Raw genomic sequence first — 13886 nt, 5'->3', positions numbered from 1 at the left:
GCACGTCAATTCACAACTTCACCATTTCACAACTTCGCTTTTGCTATTCCTTGGCCGGGGTGCGGGGCAGGATTTTCTCCATGATAGAGGCGGAGCCGGTAATGGGAGGCGTGGTAGCGGCCTTTTCGATGGGCTTGTCGGTGAGCTTCTTATACAGCGTGAGGGCCTGCGCTACTACCTGGTCCATGTTGTAGTACTTGTAGGTAGCCAGGCGGCCTACGAAATGCACATTGGGCGTTTCATCGGCCAGCTTCTTGTACTTATTGTACAGCTCGGCATTTTCCAGGCGCGGCACGGGATAGTACGGGTCGCCTTCGGCTTTGGGAAACTCGTACACCAGTGCCGTTTTGGGGTGTTTCTGACCGGTAAGGGCCTTAAACTCGGTGATGCGGGTGTACAAATTATCGTTGGGGTAGTTCACTACCGGCGCGGCCAGATAGTTTTCTTGGTTCAGGGTTTCGTGCTTGAACTCTAGGGAGCGGTAGGGCAGCTTGCCGAACTTGAAGTCGAAGTACTCGTCTACCGGGCCCGTGAAAATCATTTCCTTGAACGGAATGAAGTCCACCACATCATGGTAGTCGGTGTTTAGCATGATGCTGATATTGGGGTGGTCCAGCATCCGCTCAAACATGCGGGTATAGCCGTGCAGCGGCATAGCCTGGTAGGTATCGGTAAAGTACCGGTCGTCGCGGTTGGTGCGGGTGGGCACACGCGAAGTTACCGACTTATCCAGCTCCGAAGGGTCCATACCCCACTGCTTGCGGGTATAGTTTTTGAAGAATTTCTCGTACAGTTCGCGGCCTACCTTGCTTACCACTACATCTTCCGACGTCTTGATAACCGGCACCTGCTCGGCCACAGACTCAAAGAACTGCTCTACTTCAAAGGAGTTCAGCGACAAACCGTAGAGCTTGTTGATGGTATCGAGGTTAATGGGCATGGGCACCAGCTGACCATCCACCGAAGCCAGCACGCGGTGCTCGTAGGGGCGCCAGTCGGTGAAGTTGGAGAGGTACTCGAATACGTCCCGGGAGTTGGTATGGAAGATGTGCGGCCCGTATTTGTGGACCAGGATACCCTCCTCATTGTAGTGGTCGTAAGCGTTGCCCGCAATGTGGTTTCGCTTATCGATAATCAGGACTTTCTTATTGCTGCGAGTAGCCAGCCGCTCGGCCAGCACGCTACCGGCAAACCCGGCTCCGACGATGAGATAATCAAACATATGGCTGGGCTTGGTTGGTGAAAAAGAGGGCGTTAACAGAGGTTAGTACGTAAGTCAGGCTTTTTTGGTGGCGAGGCGCTGGGCCATCAGGTCTACCATCTGCTGCCAGGTAAGGTCCCAGCTGATGGTTTTGAGGTACTCGTCGGTGCGGTGGCGCCAGTCGGTATCGGCGTTCTGCTCGAGGGCTTTCTCAATGGCCTGGCCGAACTCGTCGGCGGTAGCGGCTATGTGTACCAGGTTCAGGTCGCCGTAGGGCCGCACCACGTCGCGGATAGGCGTGCTCACCACGGGCTTGCCGGCTGCCAGGTACTCAGGCGTTTTGGTGGGCGAAATGAACTTGGTGCTTTCGTTGTCGGCAAAAAGCAGGGTGGCTACGTCCCAGCCGCGCAGGTAGGCCGGTAACTCTTGGTAGTTTTTGCCGCCGAGGTAGTGGATGTTGGCGGTGTGGGGCAACAGGGCGGGGTCAATCTTCACCACCGGCCCGATAATGACGAACTGCCACTCGGGGTGGGCGGCGGCCAGCTCGCCCAGCAGGGCAATATCCAGCCGCTCGTCTACTACCCCAAAAAAGCCAATACGCGGATGCGCAATACCGGCCTGGTCGGCGGGCTCGGGCATTTCCTGGCGGGCCTGCCCAAAATGTTCTTTATCGATGGAACTCGGAAACGCGTGGGCGTCGGCGTGCTGCAGGCTTTTGGCTTCGTAGAGCGTGTGGCCCCCGGTGAATACCAGATCAGCTTTCTGGAAGAGCTCCTGTTCCCGCTCCCGCAAAGCCGGGGGCGCAAACTTGAATGCTGCCAGCTCATCCATGCAGTCGTACACGGTAAGCACTGGCTGCAGGTGGCGCGACTTGGCTAGCGCCATGGGCGTGTAGTACCAGAAAATGTATTCGGTGAGGCTGTTATCGGCGAAAAAGCGGGTAAGCAGATCGGCCTGGGCCTCGTCGGCGGCATCTTCCTGGCCTCGCAGGCGCTGCGGCAAATGGGCCACTATCACCTTTACGCCGTTCTGCCGCTCTTTCACTTCGATGTGCGGCTCAATCAGGTCATCGTTGTGGAAGAAAGCCTCCTCCACGTAAAATACCCGACCCTGCTGCGCAAAGCGGGACAATAAGTGTTGAGGGCGCTGCCACACGAAATCCCAGTGCAGATGCGCAAAACAAACTAAATCCGGTAATGAGGTGTGAGTAGAGGTAGCGGAATGCAGAGCGGTTTGGGAATGTGCTGGCGTCGGGATAGAGGCGCGCGCGGGCGCCTCGGCCGAGGTCGTGGACGGCATACGGACGGAGAATAAGAAAGTGAAGTGCTGGCCGGGGTCTTTCTAACGATACCACACGCGCCGGTCAGCCTTCTGCCTTACGCCCAAACCCAAAAAAGGATACAGCCGTGAAGCTGAAATTTTTAACCGAGACTTAATCCCGCCTAAACAAGCTCATCCGTTAAATCAAAGCAGATATTGGTATTCTACCACGTCTTCCCAACCTTGCGTATTACGCAGCCACTGGCGGCGTATGCCTACCCGAGAAAATCCAATTTTCTCAAACAAGTGCTGACTGGCCTCATTGGACGCAGCTACTGAGCAATACACCTGGTGCAGGCGCAGCGTATGGCGGGCATAGGAAAGCAGCAACTCCAGCGAAGCCTGGGCATAGCCCTGCCGACGCTCCGCTGCCAGCACCATAATTCCCACGCCCGCCCGGCCATGCAGTGGGTTGAAGTCAAACAAATCGACGGTGCCTACAGCCTGCCTTGTGACCTGAGTGCCTATAACCAGCCGAAGCTGGCGCACCTGATGTAAGTCGGCGGCAGCGTGTTCCAGATACTGCCGCAGCAGGTGCCGCGACACGGGCGCCAGCGTATCAGAAACACCCCATACGTCGGCGTCGTTTTCCAGCATGTACAGGAAGTCTAAGTCCTCCGGTTCGAGGGCACGCAGGAAAACGAGGTCGTTGCCAAGCATAGGTGTGATGGTAACAGGTGACAGACGGGGCGGAGCACTGGGGTGCGTCACCGGCTGGCCGCTTTGCGGCCGCCAGTCAGGAGACTGGCTTCTATCCGGCGGCGGGCAGACGCGGCCTCTGGCCTAAGTCTGCCACCAGGGGCAACGTGTAACTTGTTACCTGTTACCTGTTACTACTTCGTAGCTTCCCTCAAACACGCAGGTGGCGGGGCCGCTGAGGTAAACGTGGGTGAAAGAGCCATCGGCGCGGGCTTCAAACGATACGCGCAGGTCGCCGCCGGGAGTGCGCAGGTGAACCGGGCTGCTGGCCCCGCGCCGCGAGGCTGCCAAAGCCACCGCCGTGACGCCGGTACCGCAGGAAAACGTTTCGTTTTCCACGCCCCGTTCGTAGGTGCGCACCTGCCAGGGCTGACCGGCAGCCGAGGGCGCTTCCACGAAGTTGACGTTGGTGCCCCGCTCCCGGAACCGGTCGTTGTAGCGGATGGCACGGCCTTCGGCAAACACGTTGAGCTCGGCCAGGGAACTGGCGGGCAGAAAGCGCACTAAGTGAGGCGAGCCGGTGTCCAGAAACACGTCCTCTTCCACGGCTTGTTGGCCCGCCACGTCCTGCATGCGCAGGCACACGGTACCATCCGGGTCGATGCTGGCCTGGTGAGGACCATCGGCGGCTAGGAAAGAGGTGGTTTGCTTTATCACGCCCAGGTAGCGGGCAAAGGCCACGGTGCAGCGGCCGCCGTTGCCGCACATGGAGCCCAGGTAGCCATCGGCGTTGAAGTACACCATCTCGAAGTCGTAGCCGTCAAGTAGACGCAGCAGAATCAACCCATCGGCCCCGATGCCGAGGCGTCGGTCGCAGAGGCGGCGCACGAGGGCATGGTCGTCGGCCGGAAACTGCCGGGCGCGGTCGTCCACCATCACGAAGTCGTTGCCGGTGCCCTGGTATTTATGGAAGTGAAGAATCATAGCGGGGTTGTGTGCGGCGGAAAGGTCTGCGTCCAGCAGAAAGCCGGCTCCCGGGGGTGGTTGCGGCCGGTCAGCAAAAGTACACCGGGATGAACTAACCGGATGGTTTCGATGCGTGCGGGCTGCCCAGGAGCGGGCGGCAGCCAGGTGATGCCCTCCTCGGAGCCAGCCGTGGCCAGCTCAAGGGGCGGTACCCACTCCCTAACCCGGCGGCGGCGTTCCTCGATTTCCTTGCGGCCCGGCATCCACAGCATTTCATGGTGGGTTACTCGCCGCTTCGGCCACGGTGTGTCGGGCGAAACCCGGAAGTAGCCTAAACCTCTGCCTTCCACTACAAACACCACGTACTGGCCGCACACCACAGCATCCCGCAGCGCGACTAATGGACTTGGTAAGTGCCCGGTAATCCGGTCACGCTTGAGGTAGGTAGAAGCTCGGCTGAGAAGCTTGAAATCCGGACGGCGCAGCACGGACAGATGCTGCCCGGTCCCGCCTTCGCCCACGGTTCGGGAGAGCAGCACCACCAGTTCTTCGTTCCAGCTGGCACGCTCGTAGGTTTCGTAGGTGCCGGCGGGAACCAAAGGATGCGTTTGCAGCCACTGGGGCAGCCCTTGCCCCTGAAGCTGATACAGGAACAGGTATTTGGGCATTACCACGTTGTCGAGCACTAGCAGCCGGCCCTCGGCGTCGCGTTGCAAATCATCAATTTCCTTGCCCGGCCCGAACGCCACGGGCAGGGGTATGGGTGTAAGCGGCGCGGGGTCGTCGGCCAGGTGCAGGCGGCTGAAATACTCGCCTACGGGCTCGGTTTGGGAGTTGAGATGTTGGCGTCCCCAGTAGCTGATGCCCCCGCCGAGGTACAGCCAGTCGCCGTCGAGCAGCAGCGTCTTCACCCCTAGCCCCGAGGGTAGCACCACGTCCGGGAGCCGCTCCAGCCGCTGCCCGTGGGCGTGCAGCCGGGCCCGGAACAGCACCTGGCGGGCGTCCCGCAACGAGTAAGGCAGCACCCCGACCACCCAGGCTTCGCTCAGCGCCTGCGGGTTTCGGTCCTGGAAAGAAGTAAACGGAAATGGCAGCCGGGGCCGCAGCCGGTGCAGCTGCCCGTCGGGCGCTACCCGCGCCAGCTGGCTGGCATTGTGCTGGCGGGCGTGGGGAACCAGGCACAGGGGCCAATCGAAGTTGGGAGGCGACATAGCAAGGAAAATAGCGGCAGCCATGCGGCAGGCCTGACAGAACGCCGGGACACGTCCTCCAAAGATAATCCGCTATCCTGCCGGGACAACCTGATGTCCTCCGAGGACAACCAGATGTCATTCGAGGACAACCGGAGGTCCTCGGAGGACCTCCGGATAGGTTCAGAGGACAACCAGATGTCTTTCGAGGATAACTGGTTGTCCTCCGAGGACCTCCGGATAGGTTCGGAGGACCTCTGGTGGTCCTCTAAGAAGCTGTTTAAGTTAGCTTGGTGAGTCGTCGGATGTTGGCTAGGTAGAGCCAGGCGTTGGCATGCTGCGTTTTCCGTTCGTAGTCTTTGGCCAAGCGGCGGTTGTTGCCGGCCCAGGCAATGCTGCGCTCCACCACCCAGCGCTTGGTGTGGATAAAAAAACGGCCTTTGTCGGCCACTACGCCCTTGGGTACCTGCGCCAGTACACCCCGGCCCGCCAGGTGCTGGCGAAAGCAGCGGCCAAAGCCGCCGTCCACGAACACGATCTGCAGCCGGTCAAGTAGTTCGTTGTCCAGCGCCAGTGCGTCCCAGAAGCGGGCCGTGCTGGCGCCGTCGTGGCAGTGGGCGGCGACCACGCAGCAGGCGAGCAGGTTGCCCAGCGTATCCACCAGGAAAAAGCGCTTGCGGCCCTTGATGCATTTGCCCGCGTCGTAGCCCACGCAACGCGTACTGGTGGCCGTGTTTTTCACGCTTTGGCTGTCGAGGATGGCCTCGGTGGGCTGGGCATTTTTTTTGCCCGCTCCCGGGCCTCAATCGTCAAACAAGCACTGACCCGTTGCCAGCTGCCATCCGCTGTCCACTTGGTGAAATAGTAGTACACCGTCGGCCAGGGTGGAAAGTCCGCCGGCACGTCGCGCCACACGCAGCCGTTCTTGAGCACGTAGAAAATGCCGTTTACTACCGCTCGCAACGGCCACTTGCTCGTGCGCTGCACCACCAGCAACGGCGCCAGCTTTGCCCACTGACGCTCCGTTAGATCCGAACTGTAACGCTTTTGCTGCATCCCCAAAGCTACTCGCTAACTTAAACAGCTTCTAAGGTCCAGCGGTGGCTCCTGGAGGATCATCGTTGGACCTTAGAGGACCTCTGGTGGCCTCACCTCTTCCCTTCGTTACCTTTGCGGGCATGTACTCCTTCCTCACTACCAGTCCCTGGCCCGATTACGAGCTGCTTGATGCCGGCAACTTCGAAAAGCTGGAGCGCTTCGGCCGTTACGTGCTGGCCCGCCCCGAGCCCCAGGCCGTGTGGGACCCCAAGCTGCCGGCCAGCGAGTGGCAGCGTGCCCACGCCACCTTCACCCGCGAAAAAGGCAGCCAGGAGCGCGGCCAGTGGAAGCTGCGGCCCGATATGCCCGAGCAGTGGGTGATTGGCTACGAGCGGCCCGACGGCCTGAAGCTGAAGTTTCGACTGGGCCTGTCTTCGTTCAAGCACGTAGGGCTGTTTCCCGAGCAGGACCCCAACTGGCAGTTCATTTATGAGCAGACGCGCAAGCGCCGTGCCGCCGTGCCGCGCGTGCTCAACCTGTTTGCTTACACCGGCGCCGCCACCCTAGCCGCCCGCGCCGCCGGGGCTGACGTAACCCACCTCGACTCGGTAAAACAGGTGAACTTCTGGGCCCGCGACAACATGGAAGCCAGTAGCCTCGACGGGGTGCGCTGGCTGGTGGAAGACGCCTGGAAGTACGTGCAGCGCGAAGTAAAGCGCGGCAACAAGTACCAGGGCCTGATTCTGGACCCGCCCGCCTACGGCCGCGGCCCGAATGGGGAAAAGTGGCAGCTCGAAGACCAGCTCAACGAAATGCTCAAGCTCTGCCAGCAGCTGCTCGATCCCGAGGACCACTTTTTCCTCATCAACCTTTACTCCCTGGGCTTCTCGGCGCTGATTCTGGATAACCTCGTTACGGACATCTTTCCGAAAACCCACGTCACCCGGGAGCTCGGGGAAATCTACCTGCATGACCAAGCCGCCCGCAAGCTGCCCCTGGGTACGTTCTGCCGGTTTGCGAATTAAGGTGGGCTGTCATGGCGAGCATAGCGAAGCCATCCGCCCTGAACAACACCAGCCCCGACAAAGCCCAATCAACTATAGGTAAGGCATTCTTCATTACTCCGGTCGGCTTATCCTGACCCCTGCTCGCTCTTGCAGCCAGTTGGCGCATCATGCCTCTGGGCTTTGTACATTGCCCGGAACGGATGGCTTCGCTACGCGCGCCATGACAGCGTTTTACTCTATCATCTTCTCTCCCCTATGCCTCACAGTCCGCACCGGCGCCTGGCCCTCATTGATATGGGCACGAATACGTTTCACCTGCTGATTGTGGAGCTGCCCGAGCCCCGCCACCAGGAGCCGGTGGTTTTGCTGCGCACCAAAGTGGGCGTGAAGCTGGGCGAAGGCGGCATCAGCCGGGGTGAAATTGCCCCGGCGCCCTACGCCCGCGCCTTGCACACGCTAACCGCGTTTCAGGAGGAAATTGAGCTCCACCAGGTCACGGAAGTGCGCGCTACAGCCACCAGTGCCATGCGCGTGGCGCGCAATGGCCCGGAGCTGGTGCAGGAAATCTTCGAGCAAACCGGCATCCGGGTGGAAGTTATTTCTGGGGAGCGGGAAGCCGAGCTTATTGCCAAAGGCATCCGTCAGGCCGTGCCCTTGGGAGAGGACACACATTTGCTCATGGACATCGGCGGCGGCTCGGTGGAGTTTATTCTAGCCAACGCCCATACTATTTTTTGGAAGCAGAGCTTTGAAATCGGGGCGCAGCGGCTGCTGGACAGGTTTTTCCACCACGACCCGCTTTCCGCCGAAGATATCCAAGCCGAAAAAGCCTACCTGGCCGACATGTTGGCTCCCCTCACGGCGGCCGTGGCCACGCACGCGCCGGTGGCCCTGGTAGGTGCCAGCGGCACCTTCGATACGCTCTGCGACCTGCAGGCGGCCCGCGCCGGTCAGCCCGAGTTGGTGGGTAAAGCCGCCCCGGCAACGGCCATTTCCTACGCCAGCTTCCGCACCAGCTACGCCCAGCTTACGACCCTCGACCATGCCGGCCGCCTAGCCTTGCCCGGCATGACGCCCCTGCGCGCCGACATGATTGTGGTAGCCTGCGTGCTCATCGATTTCGTGCTGGGAACCTACCAACTCCCCGGCATTACGGCATCCTCCTACGCCCTAAAGGAAGGCCTACTGGCGGAGCTGCTGGAAGGGTAGGTTGGTAGCGGAAACTTAGTCCGTCCGTCACGCTAAGCTTGGCACCCCTTTCCGACTTTGCTTGGCCTAATGCTCCTTTCTTCTGAACCACGCCTGCTATGACCACTACCCTCTCCTATACGCACCTTTTTTCCTTCACCGAAGCCGTGTTCCGGGGTATGGGCTGCCCGGCGGCTGATGCCACGCTGGCTACCGAAACCCTGCTTTCAGCCGATTTGCGGGGTATTGATTCGCACGGGGTGGCGCGGCTCATCGGCTACGTGCGCCTCTGGGAGGCCGGCCGCATCAACCCTACGCCCCGGGTAGGCGTCACCTACGAAACGCCCAGCACAGCCGTGGTGGATGGCGACGGAGGCCTGGGCCTGGTCGTCGGGCCCAAAGCTATGGACGTAGCCCTCGAAAAGGCGCGGCAGGTAGGCACGGGCTGGGTTTCAGTGAAGAACTCCAACCAGTTCGGCATTGCCGGCTACCACGCCATGAAGGCCCTGGCCCACGATATGATTGGCCTGGCTATGACCAACGCCTCACCGCTCGTTGCGCCTACCTATTCGCTGGAGCGGCTGCTGGGCACCAACCCCATTGCCGTGGCCGTGCCCGCCGGCGAGCAGCCCGATTTCGTGCTCGATATGGCTACCACTACCGCCGCCAACGGCAAGCTGGAAATTGCCCAGCGCAAGCAGTTGCCCATCCCCGAAGGCTGGGCCCAGGATGTTGCTGGCGTAGGCTCAATGGATGCCAACGCCGTGAAAAACGGTGGGGCGCTGCTGCCCCTGGGCGGGGCCACCGGCTCGCACAAGGGCTACGGACTGGGCGCCGTGGTCGATATTTTCTCGGCGGTGCTGAGCGGGGCCAACTACGGGCCATGGGTGCCGCCGTTCGTGGCGTTTCTGCAGCCCTCGGCCAACCCCGTAGGCCAGGGGCTCGGCCACTTCTTCGGGGCCATGCGCGTGGATGCCTTCCGCCCCGCCGATGAGTTCAAGGCCCACATGGATAACTGGATTACTACCTTCCGAAAGGCCCAGGCTGTGCCGGGCCAGCAGGTGCTCATTCCCGGCGACCCGGAGCGCGAAACCTCCGCGCACCGTCTGCTGGATGGTATTCCGCTGCTGGAGCCTGTGGTGCGCGACCTGGAAACCGTGGGCGCTAAGTTTGGGGTGAAGCTATAGAACGGCTACCCCACAAAAAAGCCCGGCTGCGTACTGCGGCCGGGCTTTTTTCTTTTCGTCAAACACTTATACCGAAGTGGTGCTCTGGAAATAGGTTTGTAGCGCTACTTCCTGGTTAAGGTACTTGGATGAATACTGCGCGTCGGCCCCGTTCAGGAACAGGCAGGTGCCGCCCGTTACGGTGCTGATAATTTCGTTGTACTGGTCCATGGGCAGAGCGGGGCAACCGAGGCTGCGGCCCAGGCGGCCGAACTGCTTGATGAAGTCTTCGCTCACGTACTCAGCCCCGTGCATCACCACGGAGCGGCTCATGGCATTGTCGTTGTAGCCTTCGTCTACGCCTTCCAGCTTGAGCGAGCGGCCGTGCTTGCCCCGGTACTCGCTCTGCGTCACGTAGAAGCCCAGGCTGCTCATGTTCGACTCATTCTCATTGGAGAACGTGGTAGCCAGGTTCTCGCCGGAGTTGTGGCCGTGGGCCACGAGCGTGTTAAACAGAATATGCTTACTGGCCAGATCGAGCACCCACAGGCGCTTTTCGGTGGAAGGCTTTTCGAAGTCGATTACTGTGAGCAACTGCTTGTCGTCGCTCAGGCGGCCTTCATGGCGCAGGTTCAAGTAGCCGGTCAGGGCTTTCTGGAACACCTCATAGCGCAGGCCGGTGGCCTCGGCGCCTAGCTCGGCGTAGAGCTGCTGAGCCGAGGTTTTGAAAGCCGAAGCCCGCAGCTCCGAAGTAGTAGGCACCCGGTACTCGGCCCCGGTGGCGTTGACCGAACCCACAGGCGTGGCCAGGGGGGTAGCCATAAACAAAGAAGCCACGAACGGCAGGATACGACGAGCTGCCCGACGGGCCCGGCGCTTCAGGCGGTTGCGGCGAATTACACTCGGCTTTTCCATAAGATGAGGCAGGTTGTTGCAAGTTAGAAACAGCAGATCCTCCTGAAGAGTGCCTGCGATAGGGTGGCTATACGCAGAACCGTCGGCAAAGGTGCATTCATTTATCCGACAATATCCTGAATCACATATACATAAGAACATTCAGATACTTAAAAAATAAAACACTGTAAGTGAATACTCACTTTCTGAAAATAATAACATTATGGCTTATCGATGAAATTTCCTGTCTACTCCCTAATTTACATGCCGCCTTTGCTGAAACCTCCTTTAGCACGGCGAATTTTCGCCCCTTTCCCTTTTCTCATCACCCCAAATTCCCCAACATTCATGCACACTTCTATTAAATGGTTACAAAAACTCGTTCTGGCGGGCGCGGCGCTTTGCGTGCTGGGCAACCACCCGGCCCACGCGCAGAAAGTAGTTCTGCAGGGCTTCTGGTGGGACTACTGGAACTCCAACTACCCCAACGGCTGGGCTAACTACATTGCCCAACTGGCTCCGCGCCTGAAGGCTATGGGCGTGGATGCTGTATGGCTGCCGCCGAGCATCAAAAATGGCAACCAGGGCAACGGCTACTCTCCCTTCGACCACTACGATCTGGGCGATAAGTACCAGAAAGGCTTTGTGGGCACGCGCCTGGGCACCAAGGACGAGCTGCTGCGCGCGGTGGCCATTCTGCACGCCAACGGCATTGAGGTGGTGCAGGACATCGTGCTCAACCATGTGGACGGTGCCGGCTCGCAGAGCGGGGCGGGTGGCCAGGACCCGGCGGCTTGGGAAGACTACTCGACCAGCAAGTACAAGAACTTCCGCTATGTGAGCTACAACAAGCCCGCCTCGGCCGAAGACGCCACCAACTACCTGGCCCGCAACGGCCGCTTCTCTAAGAACTGGCAGAACTTCAACCCCAATCCGGGCAACAACTCCACTTCCGGCGACTGGAACGCCGTGTACTTCGGGCCCGACGTGAGCTACTACTCCGGCTCCTACGGCCAGAGCTCCAATGCTTCTTTTAACCCCACCCAGGCCTCCGACTACATGCGCAACAACATGCGCAACTGGCTGATCTGGTACAAAAAGCAAGTCGGATTTGACGGCGTGCGGCTGGATGCCGTGAAGCACTTCCCCGACTTTGCCATGGAGGATTTTCTCTACAACCTGCAAAGCAACGCAGGCTGGGCCAACGGCGGCGCCACCATGTACGCCGTGGGCGAATGGGTGGGCTCCTCGGGCCAGATGGATGGATGGGTGAGCAACGTGCAGAACCGCGCCGGCACCTTTGATTTTTCGCTGCGCAACGGCATTTACAGCATTGTGAGCGGGGGCGGCAACTTCGATATCGGCTCGTTGCCCGGCTACCAGCAGGGCACGCGCGTGGTGCTCATCAACGGGCAGTACGTGCACCGCACCGTGCCCTTCGTGAACAACCACGACACCTACCGGCCCACCACCGACGCCAGCGGCAACATCACGGGCTGGAACACGGGCTCGGAGCTGGCCCCACACATCGACCCGGGCGACGGGCGCCTTTCGGCCGCCTACGCTGCGGCCTTGGCCCTGGATGGCTCCCCGCAGGTTTTCTTCGAGGATCTGTTCAACGTATCGACCACCGGCAAGCGGTTTTCGCACCAGCCCACCAGCACCACCGACCTGCCCACCCGCTCCGATATTGAGAACCTGATCTGGTGCCACCAGAACCTGCGCTTCAAGGAGGGCGCCTACAAAGTGCGCTGGCAGGCCGCCGACCACCTCGTAATTGAGCGCAGCACCAAGGCCATTATCGGCATCAATGACAACTGGAGCGCCTGGCAGAACAGCACCGTTTCCACTGATTTCGCACCTGGCACCGTGCTGAAGGACTATTCCGGCGCCAACGGTACGGCCACCGTGACGGTAAGCAGCTTGCAGACGGTGAGCATTAACACTCCGCCTTGCAACGGCACGGCCTCGGGTGGCCGGCGCGGCTACTCAGTGTGGGCGCCTACGGGCATCGGCACCAACTACGTGCGCCCAGCCCTGGCTACCACCCAGGAATGGGAGCTGGCTGATGACCTCGGCGACTCGCACGCTTCGTCCTTGAAACAGGGCGGGCAGCTGCCGGCCGCCTCTACGGCTTACCGCACGGCGGGCCGTATCTACTCGGCTTCCGGCAAAACCGTTACCTACAACCTCTTCCCCACCGATGCTACCCGCAGCCTCACAGTGGAGCTGGTGAACGGCAGCGGCACTATTCTGACGAGCAAAACCGGCATCGGTAACCTCACGGGTACTTACACGCCCACGGCTGCTGGCTGGATTACCCTGCGCACCAAGAATGCCAGCAACGCCAACCCCGCCCAGCGCGCCTTTGTGAAAGTGACGTACACGGCCCCCATGGCTGTAGTAGGCTCCATGACGGCCCGCGGTGGTGCCACCGTAACGGACGTTACCTCGGAAGCTACGCTGACCGACGCCCTCCACGTGTATCCCAACCCAACGGCTGCCAACCGCATCGACGTGGTGGTGGAATCGGTGGGGCAGCGCACGGCTACCCTGCACCTCTACGATCTGACCGGCCGCCTGGTACACCAGCAGACGGCCCGCCTCTACCCCGGCACCAACGAGCTGCGCCTGAGCGTAGAAACCCTGCCGGCCGGTGTGTATCAGCTTTCCTCGCCCGAGCTGAACCGCAGCAGCAAGGTGATGGTGCGGTAATTTTCGATTGAGTCCATTTGCAAAAAGAGCCGCTGGAGTTTCCAGCGGCTCTTTTTGTTACTGCGAAAGTATTTTCAGCCTTTCACGCCAGCCATACAGGCCTTCGCCTTCCTCGCCGCCAAAAATGCCGCCCTCTAAGAATTTGTTAACGAATTCATAAAGTGAATCTGTCAGGACAACGGACTCCTCGGTATGGTGATTGGAGTTCACAATGACGTAACGCGCAGGATTCTCTTCGTCGAGAACTACTTCCCATACGTCGCTAAAGATCATGTAGTCGGCAATAGGAAAGTGTAGGTTAGTGTTGGGAGCAGCAGGCCTTTCAATTTCTGTCAGTATATCGGACATTGAAAGAACCCGAAACAGGCAATCGTTCGTCCAGAAGCCAGGGCATTGCAAATAGAAAGCTCGTATTTCCTCCGGCAACTGCCTACCTAGTTTTGCCTCCACCTTGGCCATATGATGTTGGCTCTCATCGTGAAAACATACATCAAGCCGTTCGCGGGCATCCCGTATTTGCTGAAGCAAGTGTGGCAGTGAGACCATCGAGAGCGAAATGAAG

The 13886-nt window shown here is 60.0% G+C and carries 13 protein-coding genes; 4 read left to right on the top strand and 9 right to left on the bottom strand.

The window, feature by feature from the left end; translation table 11 throughout:
* Positions 1-43: 43 nt before the first annotated feature.
* From glf to LRS06_RS12795, 7 genes are all read right to left on the bottom strand, one after another.
* A complete protein-coding gene (gene glf, locus LRS06_RS12825) occupies positions 44-1222 on the bottom strand; it encodes a UDP-galactopyranose mutase (RefSeq protein WP_196953936.1) in 1179 nt (392 codons plus the stop codon).
* Between the two features lie 54 nt (positions 1223-1276).
* Positions 1277-2500, bottom strand: a complete 1224-nt coding sequence (locus LRS06_RS12820) for a glycosyltransferase family 1 protein (RefSeq protein WP_257871832.1) — start codon at positions 2498-2500, stop codon at positions 1277-1279.
* Positions 2501-2665: 165 nt separating this feature from the next.
* Complete coding sequence (locus LRS06_RS12815; RefSeq protein WP_257871831.1) at positions 2666-3181, bottom strand: GNAT family N-acetyltransferase; 516 nt, start codon at positions 3179-3181, stop codon at positions 2666-2668.
* Between the two features lie 156 nt (positions 3182-3337).
* Positions 3338-4144, bottom strand: a complete 807-nt coding sequence (gene dapF / locus LRS06_RS12810) for a diaminopimelate epimerase (protein WP_257871830.1) — start codon at positions 4142-4144, stop codon at positions 3338-3340.
* Positions 4141-5337, bottom strand: coding sequence for a hypothetical protein (locus tag LRS06_RS12805; RefSeq protein WP_257871829.1), 1197 nt, complete (start codon positions 5335-5337; stop codon positions 4141-4143). The genes dapF and LRS06_RS12805 overlap by 4 nt, the downstream gene beginning before the upstream one ends.
* Positions 5338-5596: 259 nt before the next feature.
* Positions 5597-6058, bottom strand: coding sequence for a transposase (locus LRS06_RS12800; RefSeq protein WP_257869901.1), 462 nt, complete (start codon positions 6056-6058; stop codon positions 5597-5599).
* On the bottom strand, positions 6055-6372 hold the full coding sequence (locus LRS06_RS12795) for a transposase (protein ID WP_257869900.1): 318 nt from the start codon (positions 6370-6372) through the stop codon (positions 6055-6057). The genes LRS06_RS12800 and LRS06_RS12795 overlap by 4 nt, the downstream gene beginning before the upstream one ends.
* A gap of 122 nt (positions 6373-6494) precedes the next feature.
* On the opposite strand from LRS06_RS12795, the gene LRS06_RS12790 reads away from it, so the two are divergent.
* From LRS06_RS12790 to LRS06_RS12780, 3 genes are all read left to right on the top strand, one after another.
* Entirely contained in the window at positions 6495-7379 is an 885-nt protein-coding gene (locus LRS06_RS12790; RefSeq protein WP_196953940.1) for a class I SAM-dependent methyltransferase, read from the top strand.
* Between the two features lie 237 nt (positions 7380-7616).
* Positions 7617-8570, top strand: a complete 954-nt coding sequence (locus LRS06_RS12785; protein ID WP_257871828.1) for a phosphatase — start codon at positions 7617-7619, stop codon at positions 8568-8570.
* Positions 8571-8668: 98 nt separating this feature from the next.
* Positions 8669-9736 carry an Ldh family oxidoreductase gene (locus LRS06_RS12780; protein ID WP_257871827.1) on the top strand — a complete coding sequence of 356 codons (1068 nt, stop codon included), beginning with the start codon at positions 8669-8671 and terminating at the stop codon, positions 9734-9736.
* A gap of 66 nt (positions 9737-9802) precedes the next feature.
* Here the strand turns inward: LRS06_RS12780 and LRS06_RS12775 are convergent, their stop codons facing one another.
* Complete coding sequence (locus LRS06_RS12775; RefSeq protein ID WP_257871826.1) at positions 9803-10630, bottom strand: murein L,D-transpeptidase catalytic domain family protein; 828 nt, start codon at positions 10628-10630, stop codon at positions 9803-9805.
* 327 nt (positions 10631-10957) lie between these two features.
* Between LRS06_RS12775 and LRS06_RS12770 the strand changes: the two genes are divergently transcribed.
* Positions 10958-13324, top strand: coding sequence for an alpha-amylase family glycosyl hydrolase (locus LRS06_RS12770; RefSeq protein WP_257871825.1), 2367 nt, complete (start codon positions 10958-10960; stop codon positions 13322-13324).
* Between the two features lie 57 nt (positions 13325-13381).
* On the opposite strand, the gene LRS06_RS12765 is transcribed toward LRS06_RS12770, so the two are convergent.
* Positions 13382-13870, bottom strand: coding sequence for an SMI1/KNR4 family protein (locus LRS06_RS12765; protein WP_257871824.1), 489 nt, complete (start codon positions 13868-13870; stop codon positions 13382-13384).
* Between the last annotated feature and the right edge of the window lie 16 nt (positions 13871-13886).

This window comes from Hymenobacter sp. J193, from assembly GCF_024700075.1.
GTDB lineage: Bacteria > Bacteroidota > Bacteroidia > Cytophagales > Hymenobacteraceae > Hymenobacter.
This window is presented reverse-complemented; position numbering and strand designations above follow the sequence as displayed.